General features: G+C 30.1%; 15 protein-coding genes. 14 read left to right on the top strand and 1 reads right to left on the bottom strand.

Features of this window, described 5'->3' with window-relative positions; all coding sequences use genetic code 11:
- Positions 1-7 precede the first annotated feature (7 nt).
- Positions 8-2,134: a Tex family protein gene (locus ABD771_RS08485; protein ID WP_345093485.1), complete on the top strand. Its 2,127-nt coding sequence runs from the start codon at positions 8-10 to the stop codon at positions 2,132-2,134.
- A gap of 64 nt (positions 2,135-2,198) precedes the next feature.
- On the opposite strand, the gene tatA is transcribed toward ABD771_RS08485, so the two are convergent.
- Entirely contained in the window at positions 2,199-2,402 is a 204-nt protein-coding gene (gene tatA / locus ABD771_RS08480) for a twin-arginine translocase TatA/TatE family subunit (RefSeq protein ID WP_345093482.1), read from the bottom strand.
- 209 nt (positions 2,403-2,611) lie between these two features.
- On the opposite strand from tatA, the gene ABD771_RS08475 reads away from it, so the two are divergent.
- The 13 genes from ABD771_RS08475 (at position 2,612) to ABD771_RS08415 (ending at position 16,202) form a co-directional block, all read left to right on the top strand.
- The gene (locus ABD771_RS08475; protein ID WP_344815810.1) at positions 2,612-3,100 is read left to right on the top strand and encodes a peptidase; all 489 of its coding nucleotides are present in this window, start codon (positions 2,612-2,614) and stop codon (positions 3,098-3,100) included.
- Between the two features lie 55 nt (positions 3,101-3,155).
- Positions 3,156-4,652, top strand: coding sequence for a GH3 auxin-responsive promoter family protein (locus tag ABD771_RS08470; RefSeq protein ID WP_345093479.1), 1,497 nt, complete (start codon positions 3,156-3,158; stop codon positions 4,650-4,652).
- A 7-nt stretch (positions 4,653-4,659) separates the two neighbouring features.
- Positions 4,660-5,544, top strand: coding sequence for a carboxypeptidase-like regulatory domain-containing protein (locus ABD771_RS08465; protein ID WP_345093476.1), 885 nt, complete (start codon positions 4,660-4,662; stop codon positions 5,542-5,544).
- Positions 5,545-5,546: 2 nt separating this feature from the next.
- Positions 5,547-6,419: a carboxypeptidase-like regulatory domain-containing protein gene (locus ABD771_RS08460; protein WP_345093474.1), complete on the top strand. Its 873-nt coding sequence runs from the start codon at positions 5,547-5,549 to the stop codon at positions 6,417-6,419.
- Entirely contained in the window at positions 6,419-7,324 is a 906-nt protein-coding gene (locus ABD771_RS08455; protein ID WP_345093470.1) for a carboxypeptidase-like regulatory domain-containing protein, read from the top strand. The genes ABD771_RS08460 and ABD771_RS08455 overlap by 1 nt, the downstream gene beginning before the upstream one ends.
- The gene (locus tag ABD771_RS08450; protein ID WP_345093468.1) at positions 7,324-8,196 is read left to right on the top strand and encodes a carboxypeptidase-like regulatory domain-containing protein; all 873 of its coding nucleotides are present in this window, start codon (positions 7,324-7,326) and stop codon (positions 8,194-8,196) included. The genes ABD771_RS08455 and ABD771_RS08450 overlap by 1 nt, the downstream gene beginning before the upstream one ends.
- 42 nt (positions 8,197-8,238) lie before the next feature.
- The gene (locus ABD771_RS08445) at positions 8,239-9,927 is read left to right on the top strand and encodes a DUF6909 family protein (protein WP_345093465.1); all 1,689 of its coding nucleotides are present in this window, start codon (positions 8,239-8,241) and stop codon (positions 9,925-9,927) included.
- A 9-nt stretch (positions 9,928-9,936) separates the two neighbouring features.
- Entirely contained in the window at positions 9,937-10,932 is a 996-nt protein-coding gene (locus ABD771_RS08440; RefSeq protein ID WP_345093462.1) for a hypothetical protein, read from the top strand.
- Positions 10,933-11,026: 94 nt separating this feature from the next.
- On the top strand, positions 11,027-11,890 hold the full coding sequence (rfbA, locus tag ABD771_RS08435) for a glucose-1-phosphate thymidylyltransferase RfbA (RefSeq protein WP_345093458.1): 864 nt from the start codon (positions 11,027-11,029) through the stop codon (positions 11,888-11,890).
- Positions 11,891-11,966: 76 nt separating this feature from the next.
- Complete coding sequence (gene rfbC / locus ABD771_RS08430) at positions 11,967-12,518, top strand: dTDP-4-dehydrorhamnose 3,5-epimerase (RefSeq protein ID WP_345093455.1); 552 nt, start codon at positions 11,967-11,969, stop codon at positions 12,516-12,518.
- Positions 12,512-13,393 (top strand): dTDP-4-dehydrorhamnose reductase, encoded by an 882-nt coding sequence (rfbD, locus tag ABD771_RS08425; RefSeq protein WP_345093452.1) that lies wholly within the window; start codon positions 12,512-12,514, stop codon positions 13,391-13,393. Before rfbC ends, rfbD begins: the two co-directional genes overlap by 7 nt.
- Positions 13,394-13,484: 91 nt before the next feature.
- Complete coding sequence (locus tag ABD771_RS08420) at positions 13,485-15,431, top strand: OstA-like protein (protein ID WP_345093449.1); 1,947 nt, start codon at positions 13,485-13,487, stop codon at positions 15,429-15,431.
- Positions 15,432-15,461: 30 nt separating this feature from the next.
- Positions 15,462-16,202: a methyltransferase domain-containing protein gene (locus ABD771_RS08415; RefSeq protein ID WP_345093447.1), complete on the top strand. Its 741-nt coding sequence runs from the start codon at positions 15,462-15,464 to the stop codon at positions 16,200-16,202.
- Positions 16,203-16,288 lie beyond the last annotated feature (86 nt).

The raw sequence follows: 16,288 nt of genomic DNA, 5'->3' as shown, positions 1-16,288 counted from the left end.
TTTATTGATGACTAATATTCAATTCATTCAAAGCCAAGTAAACACAACTCCTAAAAACATTGAAGCAACTTTAAAATTGCTTTCTGAAGATTGTACCATTCCGTTTATTTCTCGTTATCGAAAAGACCAAACCGGAAATCTTGATGAGGTTCAAGTGGAAAATATTGCCAAACTTTCTAAGCAATACGACGAAATTGTAAAGCGAAAAGAAAGCATCTTAAAAACGATTGAAGAACAAGGACAACTTTCGCCAGAATTAAAATCTAAAATTGAAAAATCTTTTGATTTACAAGAAGTTGAAGATTTGTATTTACCTTATAAAAAGAAGAAAAAAACGCGTGCTGATGTTGCTCGTGAAAATGGATTAGAACCACTAGCAACTTTGATATTGGCTCAAAAAAATGATGATGTAGATTTTCTTTCAACACAATATATCAATAAAAATGTTGAAAACGAAGAAGAAGCGTTGCAAGGCGCAAGAGATATCGTTGCCGAATGGATTAACGAAAATATAGCTGTTCGTCAAAGTTTACGACGATTGTATAACCGAAAAGCAGTTATCGAAACTAAAGTTGTAAAAAAGAAAGCCGAAGAAGAAGACGCTCAAAAATTCAAACAATATTTTGATTGGGCAGAACCTTTGTCAAAAGCACCTTCACATAGATTATTAGCAATGCTTCGAGCAGAAAATGAAGGTTTTATAAAACTAAAAATTGAAACCGATATTGATGAAACTTACGATTTGATTGATGAAATTATAATCAAAAATGGTAATAGTCCATCTATTAATCATGTTCAATTGGCAATCGAAGACAGTTTCAAAAGATTACTTCATCCTGCCATTTCGAATGAAACGTTACAAGAAGCCAAAGCCAAAGCTGATATCAAAGCCATTGATGTTTTTGCAGGAAATTTGAGTCAGTTGTTACTTGCGCCACCATTGGGAGAAAAACGAATTTTAGCAATAGATCCAGGTTACAGAAGTGGTTGTAAAATTGTTTGTTTGGATGAAAAAGGCGATTTATTGTACAACGAAACCATTTATCCACATCAACCGCAAAATGAAACGGCAATGGCGATGAAAAAGATAAAATCGATGGTAAATGCTTACAACATCGAAGCCATTTCTATAGGAAACGGAACCGCAAGTCGTGAAACCGAATTTTTCATTAAGAAAATTGCTTTCGATAAACCAGTTCAAGTTTTTGTGGTTTCTGAAGCTGGAGCATCCATTTATTCAGCAAGTAAAATTGCACGTGATGAATTTCCAAATTATGATGTAACGGTTCGAGGTTCAGTTTCTATTGGAAGACGACTTTCAGATCCATTAGCAGAATTGGTGAAAATTGATGCAAAATCGATAGGTGTTGGACAATATCAACACGATGTAGATCAAACAAAATTGAAAGAAGAATTGGATAACACGGTAATTAGATGTGTGAATTCGGTTGGAATTAACATCAACACAGCAAGTAAATCATTGTTGAGTTATGTCAGTGGAATAGGAGAGAAGATGGCCGAAAACATTATTGCTTATCGTCAAGAAAATGGTCCATTTGAAGATAGAAAACAAATTAAAAAAGTACCAAGATTAGGTGAAAAAGCGTACCAACAAGCTGCAGCTTTCGTCAGAATTCACAACGGAAAAAATCCTTTAGACAATTCAGCAGTGCATCCAGAAGCTTATCCAATTGTGGAGAAAATGGCTAAAGATCTAAAGATTTCGGTAAACGAATTAATCGCCAACAAAGAAAAAATCGCTCTAATAAAACCAGAAAGTTACACCAACGAAACCATCGGAATTCTTGGTATAAAAGACATTCTGAAAGAATTAGTAAAACCAGGATTAGACCCAAGAAAAGCGGCAAAAGTTTTCGAATTTGACCCAAATGTAAAAACCATAAAAGACGTTCGCATCGGAATGATTTTACCTGGAATTGTAAACAACATTACCGCTTTTGGCTGTTTTGTGGATATTGGTGTAAAAGAAAGTGGTTTGGTTCACATTTCTCAATTAAAAGCAGGATTTGTTAGTGATGTAAATGAAGTGGTAAAACTCCACCAACACGTTCAAGTAAAGGTCGTTGAGGTTGATGAAAACAGGAAAAGAATACAACTTACAATGATACTTTAAATAAAAAATCCCAAATTCTAAAACAATTTAGAATTTGGGATTTTTTTATTTTAAACTTGAAAGATTACTCTTTAGTTTCTTCTTTTTTAGAATCAGCAGGTTGATCTTCACCTTTTGAGGCCTTTTTAAATTCGTTTATTCCAGAGCCTAAACCTTTCATTAGTTCAGGAATTTTTTTACCTCCAAAAAGCAACAATACCACTACAATGATAAGTATCCACTCAGATCCTCCTGGCATAAACCCTAAAAATATAGTTAAAAAATTCATTTTTTTATTTATTAAAAATTAAATTCAGTTATTTACAATATGCAAATGTAAAAATAAAATGGTCGTGAATTGTGATTACTAAAAATTTTTACAATTAATTTAAGTTTAATATAGTTTTTAGTTATTCTTTTTATTTTTTTAAAAACCAAAAACCTTAATAAATATAGCAATTCAACAATTTTTCTATATTTGTATAATAATAAAAAAACATGTCTGAAAAGCGCCTCAAAAAGCAAAAGTTAAAGAAACATCTTTTCACGAAAAATCGTTTAGTAATTTTAAATGATGAGACTTTTGAAGAAGTTTTTTCATTGAGATTAACCTTGATGAATGTCTTTGTTTTTGCATCAATTGGAGCTATTTTAATCATTTTTGTAACTACTTTTATTATTGCTTTTACACCTTTAAGAGAATATATTCCTGGTTATACTTCAACAAAACTCAAAAAAGACGCTACAGAATTAGCTCTAAAATCAGATTCATTGGAGTTTGCTATTAAGAAAAACGAAGCTTATCTTGAATCCATAAAAAAAGTTTTGAATGGTAATTTAGAATATGCTAAAGTCAACAAAGATTCCATTTTAGCAATATCTGTTGATACATTACCAGATTTACAATTAACAGCTACTGAAGCCGAAATGAATCTGAGAAAACAAGTTGCCGAGGAGGAGAAAAAGAAAATAGAGAAAAGAAAATAGAGAAAAGAAAAAACTTTGAGACCTAATGTCTTTGTGGAAAAACAGCGCCTTAAATATGTCAATAAAATCTATAGCAGCTAAAATATTTGCTAAATCAATTCATAATAAAACTCAAAAATGGGCTTCAAATCCTGTTGAAACACAACAAAAAGTATTCAATGATTTAATTCGTCAAGCGAAAGAAACGCAGTTTGGAAAAGATCACAAATTCAATGAAATTAAAACTTTTGAAGATTTTGCCAAGCAAGTTCCAATAAGAGATTATGAAGAATTAAAACCTTATGTAGACCGAGTTGTAAAAGGTGAAGAAAATATTCTTTGGAAAGGAAAACCTCTTTATTTTGCCAAAACATCGGGCACAACATCGGGCGCAAAATACATTCCGTTGACTAAAGAATCGATGCCTTTTCATATTCAAGCTGCGCGAAATGCTATTCTAAGTTACATTCACGAAACAGGAAATGCCGATTTTGTTAATGGCAAAATGATTTTTTTACAAGGAAGTCCAATATTAGAAGAAAAAAACGGAATTAAATTAGGTCGTCTATCCGGAATTGTAGCGCATTTTGTTCCAAAATATTTACAAAAAAACCGAATGCCAAGTTGGGAAACCAATTGCATTGAAGATTGGGAAACCAAAGTTGACGCTATTGTTGAAGAAACCTTCAACGAAGATATGGCGGTGATTTCAGGAATTCCTTCTTGGGTGCAAATGTATTTCGAAAAATTACATCAAAAAGCTCAAAAGCCAGTTGGAGAACTTTTCAAAAACTTCAATTTATTTATTTATGGTGGATTAAATTATGAACCTTATCGTGCCAAATTTGAAAATTTAATTGGAAGAAAAGTAGATTCTATTGAATTGTTTCCGGCTTCTGAAGGATTTTTTGCCTACCAAGATTCTCAAAAAGAAAAAGGAATGTTATTGCTCTTGAATTCAGGAATTTTCTACGAATTTGTTAAAGCCGACGAATTTTTCACAGAAAATCCCAAACGATATACAATCGGTGAAGTGGAATTGAATGTGAATTACGTTTTAATTCTTTCCACCAATGCTGGACTTTGGGCTTATAATATCGGCGATACCATTCAATTTACAAGTTTAAAACCTTATCGAGTTATCGTTTCGGGTCGAATTAAACATTATATCTCTGCATTTGGTGAACATGTAATTGGTAAAGAAGTTGAACACGCTTTACAAGAAGCTATGGAAAATACAGATATCCGGGTGAATGAGTTTACAGTTGCACCACAAATTGCGCCAAAGGATGGATTACCTTATCACGAATGGTTTATCGAATTTGATTCCGAAATTTCGGAAGAACCCAATAATCTCGAAGAATTTGCGTTAAAAATTGACAACGCAATGCGCAAGCAAAACGTGTATTACGATGATTTAATAGTTGGAAAAGTATTGCGAACACTAGTAATAACAACGGTTTCTAGAAACGGTTTCCAAGAATATATGAAATCTGTAGGAAAATTGGGCGGTCAAAATAAATTACCTAGACTTTCTAACGATAGAAAAATTGCTGATTTTTTTCAGAAATAGGATAAAAATGAGAGAAAAAATACTGGTTTGGATTTTACTTCTAATTTCACAATTTACTTTTTCTCAAATTAAAGGAGTTGTTAAAGATAGTTTAACAGGAAATCCAGTTCCTTATGTAAATATTTGGGTCGAAGGTGAAAACTTTGGAGCAACATCAATCGAGGACGGAACTTTTTCAATCAACACATCAGAGAAAAGTAAGAATTTGATTTTTTCAACTATTGGATTTGAAACCAAAAAATATTCAGTTTTTAATGCAAATAATGTTGTTTTAAAACCAATAGTTTATCAATTAGATGATGTTGTACTTACTAAATTTAAAAACTCTAAACAAATTGAAATTGGCGATTCAAAAAAAAGATTTTATTTACCAGAACCTCAGAATACACCTTGGATTTTTGCTAGAAAAATAAATTTTGATGTAACTAATTCAGATGCGAGATTCCTTAAAACGCTAATTTATTATACCAAAAGTGAACTTGATTCTGCAAAGTTTAGAGTAAGACTTTTTAGTGTTTCTAAAAATGATATGCCAGAAGAGGATTTGTTGTCAAAAGAAATTATTGTTCAAGTTAAAAAAGGAAAACATAAAATAGAAGTAGATTTGTTAACATACAAAATAGAGGTTCCAAAACAAGGTATCATTGTTGGTTTTGAAAGTTTGTTTGTTGAAGAAAATAAATATATTGAAAAAATCAGCATACCAAAATCAAATAACATTGTAAAGAATGATAATTACGATCCTCACATTTTCTATCAATATATCGATTCCGAATCTAGTTATACTTTTAGAACAGGTAAATGGGTGAAACAACAAATGAATATGAATCAGCAGTGGCAAGAAGATAAAAAAGTTATTGCTCCAGTTATTAAAGCTGTTTTAACAAATTAACAATGAAATCAATAGTAATACTTTTTTTATTTTCAATTTCTCTTTCAGCTCAAATCAAAGGAGTTGTAAAAGACAGTTTAACCGGAAGTCCAATTCCGTATGTAAATATTTGGGTTGAAAATGAGAATATTGGAACTACATCAGAAGAAGACGGAACATTTGAATTAAAAACTTCAAAAGAAAAAAAACTTGTTTTTTCGGTGCTTGGTTTTGAAACTAAGATTTGTAAATTATCTGAAACATCCGAAATTATTCTAAATCCGATTGTATATCAGTTAGATAACGTAGAAATAACCAAACTTAAAAACACTAAAGAATTAGAAATTGGTGATTCCAAAAAAATTCACCACAAACATTTATCAGGAGATAAGCCATGGATTTATGGCAAGTTATTTACTTACGAGCCAAAATATTCTGAAACACCCTATTTAAAAAACATAGTATTTTTATCAGATAGTGAAAAAAAAGACGCAAAATTAAAAATCAGAATATTTCAACTAAAAGACTCTTTACCTGATGAAGATATGTTATTCGAAGACGTCTTTGTTACTGTTAAAAAAGGAATGAGAAAAAACGTTGTAGACATTTCAAAATATAAAATTAAAATACCAAACAATGGAATTGTCATTGGATTAGAATGGCTTATCATAGAAGAAAATAAATATCTTTACGAATATACTTATAACAAAACAAAACAGAGTACTATAAATTACGCACCTTCTTTGGTTATTAATTATTCAGAAGTAGAAAATTCCTTTCGATATTCAGGAGGAAGATGGATAAAATCAAAAATTAATAAAATCAAAATTAAAGAAACAAAACCGTGGGATAATAAAGTTATGGTACCTGCAATAAACCTCATTTTAACCAATTAATGAATAAAATTTACCTTTTACTTATACTAATTTCTGTTTCTCTTTCAGCTCAAATCAAAGGAGTAGTAAAAGATAGTTTGACAGGAAATCCTATTCCTTATGTAAATATTTGGGTTGAGAATAAGAATATTGGAACTACATCTGAAGAAAACGGAAGTTTTTCGATAGATTTAAAAAATGATTCAGTCTTGTTTTTTTCAGCTTTGGGATATGAGACAAAAAGACTTTTTTCTATAAAGGAAATTGTTTTTTTAAAACCAAAAATTTTTGAATTGAATGAAGTAATAATAGAAAACCCCAAGTTTAAGGAAGAAATAGAAGTTGGTAATTATGAAACTAGTGGTTTTAGAATTGGTATAGGTAATATTAATTCAGCGGTTTTTTTTAAACCAGATTCTATAATGTTAGCGCACCCATTTGTAAAGGAAATAAAGTTTCTAACAAAGTCAGATATTGAAAACGCTAAAATTAGAATTAAAATTTTAAGTGTTAATACTGATTATTCACCGGGTGAGAGCTTACTCGACGATGAAATTATTATAATGGTAAAAAAAGGAAAACACAAGAACATTGCAAACATTAGCAATTATAAAATAAAAATTCCTTCCGAAGGTTTTTTTATTTCATTTGAAAAGTTACTTATAGAGGAAAATAAATATTTTTTCGAATATAATTATAAAGATAAAAACGGAAAAAAAGTAAATCATAAGTCAATGTCAATTGAACCAGAACTTTGTTTTGTTCCCGAAGAAAAAGATATTGTTTGGCAATCTTCAATAACTGGCAGCTGGAAAAAAACTTCTAAACAAATTTTGGACAAACCAAAGAGTTATGAAAATCTACTTATGAGAAAATATCATAATAAATATTTAATACCATCCATGTTAATTACTCTTACCAACTAATGAAATCAAGACTATTTCTTTTTTTATTTTCCATTTCTGTTTCAGCTCAAATCAAAGGAGTTGTCAAAGATAGTTTAACAGGAAATCCAATTTCTTATGTAAATATTTGGGTTGAAAACGAGAATATTGGAGCTAGCTCAGAAGAAAACGGAACTTTTGAAATTTATAATTCAGAAAAGAGTAAAAACTTGATATTTACAGCTATTGGTTTTGAGAAAAAAATTGTGAAAATATCAGAATGTAAAGAAGTAAAATTAAAGTCGGTAGAATATTTATTGGATGAAATTGTGCTTTCCAATAGTAAAGAAACCAAACAAATTGAAATAGGGAAAACCAAAAATTCGATTTCACAAGCTTTTGATAATGGGCCTAAAATTGTTGCTAAATTCTTTCCTTATAAACTGTCTTATAAATCAACAAAATACATAAAAAAAGTTACTGTTTTAACCGATAGTAAAATAGAAAACGCTACTATAAAATTACATTTTTATGCTGTTGATTCCTTAGGTTTTCCCTCAAAAGAGTTATTAAAAAAAGATTTGATACTAACTGTAAAAAAAGGTGTAAACAATCATGCTTTTGATATTTCTGATTTGAATCTTACTATCCCAAAATCAGGACTTTTTGTGGGATTTGAAAAATTACTTATCGAGAAAAATAAACTTGAAACAACAATTACAGATTTTAATTCGAATACAACAAAAAGTCAAAGAAAATATTATCCATTTTTACTTTATAATTTTGTTGAAAGGGATTTTCAATTTGAATATTCTGGCGGAAAATGGAGTAAACAACAAAAATTCAATCTCGATGGTTCAGTGAGTAAAATGATGATAAATGAGCCGGCAATTAACCTTATCCTAACCAACTAAAGCAGAAAATCAGTATATTTGCAGGTTAGAAAATAAAATTTAATGAAAGAAATTAAAAACATTTCGCGTTCTCGAGCGCAAGAATCGTCGGCAGCTATCGAACGATTGTACATTACTATGAGACATTTATTTAACAGAGGTTTTTATAAACCAATGGGTGTTTCAGGAGAAACTTTAAGGGAAGCATTATTAGAGCTTCGACCAGAAATTTATGGAAGTATTGCAGAAGAAAAAGTAGAACTTAACGGTTTACTTTACGTAATAGAAAGACTTCCAGTAGGAATTGAAGAATGCCGTTACATCAATTTAACTTCAGATGAAGGGTATTCAAAATCACATTTTCAAGCCATTGTTCCACCAAAACGTAGAAGAAATTGCTACCGTATTGATGAAGAACAAATGAATGTAGAAATTACTCGTGGACGTTCCGATATTTATGATATTTTGACACATCTTACCTTTATTTTTATCGAATCACACAAAATTAAAGACAGAGTTTTAATTGATGAAGAAGGAAGAATTTCACGCGATTGGCAAAAATTAGAACAAGCTGCTTTACAAAATAAAAAGCTATCACAAATTGAGAAAGAGAAAGCAATTTCTCATGCGGCAAATGTTTTGGGAAGAACGTTTGTTGAGGTTTTAGATATTTATGATTCTTTTGGAACTAAAGAAAAACCAGACAGATTTCTTCATGTAATTTATTGGTTAGGAAAATTGGCCATTGAAGAAGTGGTTGACAATAACAAAAGAACGATTACTTTCAGTCCAATTTTGAGAGAACGCCTTGGACATCACATTCATGGTGAAATTTGGGCTACCAACATCAAAGAAGTTTTAAAAGAAAACAATTTAATGGGAAGACCAATTCATATCATTAGCGCAAATATGCATAGTGTTATGAATTCGATTTTTGCAACTCATGTTTTGGGTTCGAAATTTAAGGGAAAATCAGATTTTGATATTTTTGAAGAATTGAGCCGCCAAGGCGCGCACGATGTTCGTGATAAAGTAGAAGAATTTGCAGTAAAACACGGAATGATTTCGCTTCCAGACCAATCAGGAACCAATATTGATGTTCAAATATTTAATACGTCAAAGATTGATTGGATAAAATCAGCTTTTCCTAATGCAAAAATTGGAAAAGATAATCCAGTAATTATCGTAATGGATTATGCTTTTGGAGAACAGGCTTATGAAACCATCGACGAATTATTGAAACCCTACAAAAACGGAAAAGACAAAATTTTACTTAATGTAGAATCGGTTTCTATTATGGGTAAAGCAGGAATTCTTGAAGGCGGAAAAGGAGATATCATGATTCCAAATGCCCACATCAATGAAGGAACAGCAGACAATTATTTCTTCGAGAATGAATTAACTGCCGAAATGCTTGAAGGAAATGGAATTCCAGTTTTTGCCGGACCAATGATTACAGTTCTTGGAACATCACTTCAAAATAAAGATTTATTGAAATTCTTTCACGAATCAACTTGGAGTGTAATAGGTTTAGAAATGGAAGGAGCTTATTATCAAAAAGCCATTCAATCGGCATCTAAAATTAGAAAAAGCATCAATCCAAATGTAAAAGTTCGTTATGCTTATTATGCTTCAGATAATCCTTTAGAAACAGGAAGTACTTTAGCATCTGGTGGATTAGGAACAACAGGTGTAAAACCAACATATTTGATTACAATCAAAATATTAGAACAAATTTTCAACGTAAAATAAAATATTTCTATGAGTACAAATTCTCAAAACAATGACAATCAAGAAATTGATTTATCTGATATTTCAAAAAAAATTGGTGGATTATATGACGCTGTTTTAATGTCAATTTTTAATATGCTTTTGTTTTTTAAAAGAAAAGCCTTAATCCTAGTATTATTATTTATAATTGGAGCGGGATTAGGTTATTTTTTAGATTCAAATAAAAATTATGATAGTCAAATAATTGTTGCGCCAAGTGGAGGAGTTGATTATTTATATTCAAAAATAGACTTGATTAAATCAAGATTATCTGAAAAAGACCAGACATTTTTTAAAAGTATTGGGATTAACAATTCAGATAAAATACAAAATATAAAAATAGAGCCAATAGTAGATCTATATAATTTTGTGAATAATAATACTGCAATCGCTTCAAATGCTCAAAATACTCAAAATTTTGAAGTAATAAAATTACTAGCAGAAAGTAATGATATCAATAAAGTAATTGAAGATGAACTTACAAGTAAAAATTATCCGTATCATTCTTTACTTATATCATCAAGCGGTAGAATAGAATCAGATGACATTATTAAACCTTTATTAAAATATTTGAATACTGATGATTACATGAGTCAGATTTCGAAAATTAATAAGGAGAATATATTAATAAAAATGAAGAAGAACGAGGAAGAAATCGTTCAAATCGATTCGATTATCAGTGTAATTTCTAAAAATATTTCTAAAAACAACAAGAGTAATAATCTAATATATAACAACGAAAACAGCGAGATAAACGCTATGTTCGAGTTAAAAAACAAACTAATTAGTGAAATTGCTTCTCAAAAAATACAATTAGTAAAAATAGAATCTTTTATAAAAGATATTAGTATAACTCCAAATATTATAAATAATAAAGGAACAAATGGTAAAATGAAATTGATTTTACCAATACTATTTATTTCTTTATTTGTGCTTATTTCTCTATTTCTAGCTTTTTATAAGAATCAGTCAACTAAAACAAAATAGAAATTTATGATCTCGCTATTAACGACAAGTTTGTATAAAACCATATAAAGCGGCGATACCATATATGACCAATAATAAATAAAATTTTACATTTATGAAAGGAATTATCTTAGCTGGAGGTTCAGGAACTAGATTACACCCATTAACTCTTGCTGTAAGCAAACAGTTAATGCCAATTTATGATAAGCCAATGATTTACTATCCACTTTCAACATTAATGTGGGCAGGAATTAATGAAATATTAATTATTTCAACACCACACGATTTGCCCTTATTTAGACAATTATTAGGCGATGGAAAAAAATTTGGTTGTCGTTTTGAATATGCTGTTCAAGAAAATCCTAATGGTCTTGCGGAAGCATTTATTATTGGAAAAGAATTTATTGGAAATGATAAAGCCGCGCTTATTCTTGGAGATAATATTTTTTACGGAACAGGTTTAGCCGAATTATTACAAGCCAATAGTAATCCCGATGGAGGAATTATTTATGCTTATCATGTTCATGATCCAGAAAGATATGGAGTGGTTGATTTTGATAAAGACGGAAACGTTCTTTCAATAGAAGAAAAACCTGAAAAGCCTAAATCAAATTACGCAGTTCCTGGAATTTATTTTTATGATAATTCCATTATTGAAGTGGCGGCAAATATAAAACCAAGTCATCGAGGTGAACTTGAAATAACAGATGTCAATAAAGAATATCTAATGAGAGGAAATCTAAAAGTTAGTATTCTTGATAGAGGCACAGCTTGGCTTGATACAGGAACTTTTCAATCGTTAATGCAAGCCGGACAGTTTGTACAAGTAATTGAAGAACGCCAAGGATTGAAGATAGGCGCAATCGAGGAAGCGGCATACAAAATGGGATTTATTGATGCTAAACAATTAAAAGAACTTGCAACACCATTATTGAAAAGCGGTTACGGATTACATTTAATGAGTTTATTAGAAGAATAAAATTAATTTAAGTTTAAATGAAGTTTGATTTTTTAGAAATTGACTTTGATTTTTGCTATTGAAATTGCTATTGAACATGATTTTTACAGAAACAAAACTCAAAGGTTGTTTTATTATAGAACCAAAAATAATTAATGATGAGCGAGGTTATTTTATGGAAAGCTTTAATGAGCAAACTTTTGAAAAAGGAACAGGTGAAAGAGTACATTTCGTTCAAGACAATCAATCCTACTCTTCGAGAGGAGTACTTAGAGGATTGCATTATCAAACAGGAGAACATGCTCAAGCAAAACTTGTAAGAGTTTTAAATGGAGAAGTACTTGATGTTGCAGTAGACATAAGACCAAATTCTGAAACTTTTGGACAGCATATTGCTATTTTACTTTCAGGTGATAACCAAAAACAGTTTTTTATTCCAAGAGGATTTGCTCATGGATTTTTGGTTTTGAGCGAAAAAGCCAACTTCTTTTATAAATGCGATAATTTTTACAACAAAGAAAGCGAAGGCGGAATAAAATATAACGATTCAGATATCAATATTGATTGGCAATTTGATGTTGATGAACTAATTATATCTGAAAAAGACCAACAGCTTCCCAATTTAAAAATAGCTAAAAAAGTATGGTAGTTTTAGTAACAGGAGCAAACGGACAACTAGGACAAGCATTACAATCTATTTCAGGAAATTATCCAGAAATAGATTTTGTTTTTTGCTCTTCTTCAGATTTAGATATTACTAAAAAGGAAAGTTGTGAAGCAGTTTTTGTAAAGTACAAACCAAACTATTGTATAAACGGAGCAGCCTACACAGCAGTTGATAAAGCAGAAAGTGAACAAGAAAAAGCACAATTAATAAACATAATTGGCGCAAGAAACTTAGCTGAGGCTTGTAAGGAATATGACACTATTTTACTTCATGTCTCTACTGATTTTGTTTTCGATGGAACTAACAAAATAGCTTATAAAGAGGAAGACTTACCAAATCCAACTGGAGTTTATGGTTTGACAAAATTACAAGGAGAAAAAGCGATTCAAGAAACATTTGATAATTATTTCATTATAAGAACATCATGGGTTTACTCGCAATTCGCAAATAACTTCATGAAAACCATGATTAGATTAGCTTCAGAAAGAGATAGTTTATCAGTAGTAAATGACCAAATTGGAACACCAACAAACGCAGTAGATTTAGCCGAAGCTTTGATTTCAATGATTTGTCACACTGAGCGCAGTCGAAGTGCCAACAACCAACAACCAACAACTTATGACCTTTTCGGAATCTACAACTTCTCAAACGAAGGACAATGTTCATGGTATGATTTTGCTAAGAAAATATTTGAAATAAACAGTATTAAAATAAATTTAAGCGCTATACCAACAACAAGTTTTCCAACACCAGCAAAGCGCCCAGCTTTTAGTGTTTTAGATAAAACTAAAATAAAGAAGGTTTTTCAAGTTGAAATTAAGGATTGGAAAGAAAGTTTAAGAACATGTAAAATTTAAATTTTATTTATGATTTTATCAATTCATAAAATATAATTTTACCAACAAAACAGTACTTTTGAAAAAGACGATATTTATACTGAGCTTTCTAATGATGAACATTGCATTTGTTTTTGCCCAAAAAGCAAAAACAATTGTTATTGAAAATTCTGATTTCTCAGACATTAATCAATTTGAAGTTCCAGACGCATTGCTTTTAACAGGTAATGTGAGACTTAGTCATGATGGCGCAATAATGACTTGCAACAAAGCCTATTACTATCAAAAAGAAAACTACATAAAAGCATTTGGAGATGTTCAAATGGTACAAGGCGACACCCTTTATTTAAATAGTAAATATGCCGAGTATAATGGAAATATCAAAAAAGCATTTGCGGCAGGAAATGTGGTTATGACTTCACCAGAGTCAACAATGACAACCGATACTATTCATTTTGACCGAAATACTCAAGAAGCTTATTTTAATTCAAACGGAACCATTGTAAATAAAAACAACACTCTAAAAAGTAAAGCAGGACGTTATTATTTAAAGGAAAAAAAATACCAATTCTTATCTGCTGTTGAGTTAAAAAACACTGAATATACTATAAAGACAAATCATTTAGATTATAAAACAACTCAAGGAAATTCCGATTTAAAAGGACCATCAACTATTGTAAGTAAAGAAACCTTTATTTATACAGAAAACGGACACTATAACAGCAAGAACAATACAGGACATTTTCTCCAAAAATCCTATATAAAATACAAAGACAGATTGATAGAAGGAGACAGTTTATATTACGATAGAAAAATCGAATATGCCTCTGGAACTAATAATGTAAAAATTACAGATTCCATTAATAAAGCTATCATCAAAGGACATTATGGCGAAGTTTTTAAACAAAAGGATTCTGTTTACATGACTAAGCATGCTTCAATTCGCTATAAAGTAGAGAACGATTCGATGTTTGTTCACGCTAAAAAGTTGTATTTAACAGGGAAAACAGGCGAACGAATTGTGATAGGACAAAAAAATGTACGTTTTTTCAAAACAGATTTAAGCGGTAAATGTGACTCAATTCATTCCGACCAAAAGAGAGCTTTAACACAACTTATTGGAAAACCAATTCTTTGGAATTTTGAAAACCAACTTACAGGTGATGTAATGCATTTGATAGGTGACAATAAAACAGAAAAACTAGATTCACTTAAAGTGTTAAACAATACTTTTATTATTTCAAAAGATACAATTGGTGAAGGTTTTAATCAGATAAAAGGTTTAAATCTTTATGGAAAATTTCTAGAAAATAAGCTTCATGAAGTCGATGTTATTAAGAATACAGAGGTTGTTTATTACATGCGAAATGACAAAAACGAACTCATAGGTATCAATAAAAACCTTAGTAGCAAGATTAATATGATAATGGATGATAAAAGTAAAGTAGAAACAATTACTTTTTTCAACAATGTAGATGGTGATATTTATCCAGAAAAAGACTTACCCGAAAACGCTAGAAAACTTCGAGGTTTTGTATGGCGAGGCGACGAACGAATAAAAACTAAAGAAGATATTTTTCCAGAAGATGAAGTGGAATTGGATAAAAAAATAGTGGAGGAAAGTAAGGCAAATTTTGAAGAACAAAAAAATAAACAAGAAGCAGCCGATATCAATCAAATAATTTCGAAAATCAAACCTAATGAAACGTTAGTTGGGCAAAGTTTTATTGGTAACATTGATGAATTTAAAAACAGCAATAACCTTATTAAAGTTTCAGGATGGGCTTTTTTTAGTAATCAGTCACCGAGTAAAACTAGGATTATAATAGTATTATTAAATGACGGAAAGACAACAAAACTTAATGTTCAAAAAGCAACTAGACCAGATGTAACCGCCGCTTTTAAACTAGACTATAATAATGATGATTGTGGTTTTAACGCAACCATTGATAGTTCTAAATTAAAAAAAGGCACCTATCAATTGGCAGTGTATCTCAAAAATGAAGAAACAAATAAAGAAGGACTAATCTTAACAGATAAAACTCTTAATAAACAATAAAATAAAATAAACTTACATAATCATTAAAAAATGTCAAAAGATCAAAAACAAGCTTGGTTAGACTACTCAAAAGGGATTACCATTGAACATATTAAAAAAGCATACAACAATCCAACTAGTTTTCAAGCAGAATTTAATGTTGTGCTAAACAAATTAGTAGCCGAAAATAATTTGCAGTCAGCGATAGAGATCGGTTGCGAAGCTGGAATTAGTTTAATGTTACTTAATAAATCGTTAAGCCAGTCTGCTTTTTTAGATTATGACCATACTATTTTAGAAAAAGTTGAAATAGTATGTAGCGACTTAAAGTTTAAAGGCACTAAATGTATTTGCGAAGATATGTTCACTATGAATTCTATCCCAAACGAATCGTATGATTTAGCATATAATTCAGGAGTTATAGAACATTATACCAAAGATATTAGAGAAAAAGCTATAAAATCATATACTCGAATTACTAAAAAAGGAGGTTATGTAATTGTTGCTTATCCAAATCATCATACTTTTCCTTACAGACTTTCGTATTTAATTGGACGAATGTTAGGTAAAAAAGTTTGGCCTTGGCCTAAAGAATACAAGTTTTATGATTTAAAAGATGAAATGAAAGCAGCCGGTTTAAATTATATTAGTAGAACCACTATGGACCGAGATACGCTTTTTAAACAATGGGTAACTAAATATAAAATTACACGAAAATTCTTTTTATTTTTAGATAAATTTATGCACTTTGAGGGTTATTTAACTGTTTGCATTGCTCAAAAACCAGTTTAATAAAATAAAAACCAGTATTAATCAAAACTAGTTGAAACTATAAAAATAAAATAAATATAATATTTAATGTAATATTACAAAAAAAT

It is taken from the genome of Flavobacterium chungnamense (genome assembly GCF_039539165.1).
Taxonomy (GTDB): domain Bacteria; phylum Bacteroidota; class Bacteroidia; order Flavobacteriales; family Flavobacteriaceae; genus Flavobacterium; species Flavobacterium chungnamense.
Note: the sequence above shows the minus strand (reverse complement) of the source record. Positions and strands in the feature narration are given on the sequence as shown.

Coding starts and splice junctions, on each gene's coding strand:
- ABD771_RS08445 (WP_345093465.1), top strand. CDS start 8,239: ATGAAAGAAATTAAAAACATTTCGCGTTCTCGAGCGCAAGAATCGTCG.
- rfbD (WP_345093452.1), top strand. CDS start 12,512: ATGGTAGTTTTAGTAACAGGAGCAAACGGACAACTAGGACAAGCATTA.
- ABD771_RS08415 (WP_345093447.1), top strand. CDS start 15,462: ATGTCAAAAGATCAAAAACAAGCTTGGTTAGACTACTCAAAAGGGATT.
- rfbA (WP_345093458.1), top strand. CDS start 11,027: ATGAAAGGAATTATCTTAGCTGGAGGTTCAGGAACTAGATTACACCCA.
- ABD771_RS08485 (WP_345093485.1), top strand. CDS start 8: ATGACTAATATTCAATTCATTCAAAGCCAAGTAAACACAACTCCTAAA.
- ABD771_RS08450 (WP_345093468.1), top strand. CDS start 7,324: ATGAAATCAAGACTATTTCTTTTTTTATTTTCCATTTCTGTTTCAGCT.
- ABD771_RS08475 (WP_344815810.1), top strand. CDS start 2,612: ATGTCTGAAAAGCGCCTCAAAAAGCAAAAGTTAAAGAAACATCTTTTC.
- ABD771_RS08455 (WP_345093470.1), top strand. CDS start 6,419: ATGAATAAAATTTACCTTTTACTTATACTAATTTCTGTTTCTCTTTCA.
- ABD771_RS08440 (WP_345093462.1), top strand. CDS start 9,937: ATGAGTACAAATTCTCAAAACAATGACAATCAAGAAATTGATTTATCT.
- ABD771_RS08460 (WP_345093474.1), top strand. CDS start 5,547: ATGAAATCAATAGTAATACTTTTTTTATTTTCAATTTCTCTTTCAGCT.
- ABD771_RS08470 (WP_345093479.1), top strand. CDS start 3,156: ATGTCAATAAAATCTATAGCAGCTAAAATATTTGCTAAATCAATTCAT.
- ABD771_RS08420 (WP_345093449.1), top strand. CDS start 13,485: ATGATGAACATTGCATTTGTTTTTGCCCAAAAAGCAAAAACAATTGTT.
- rfbC (WP_345093455.1), top strand. CDS start 11,967: ATGATTTTTACAGAAACAAAACTCAAAGGTTGTTTTATTATAGAACCA.
- tatA (WP_345093482.1), bottom strand. CDS start 2,402: ATGAATTTTTTAACTATATTTTTAGGGTTTATGCCAGGAGGATCTGAG.
- ABD771_RS08465 (WP_345093476.1), top strand. CDS start 4,660: ATGAGAGAAAAAATACTGGTTTGGATTTTACTTCTAATTTCACAATTT.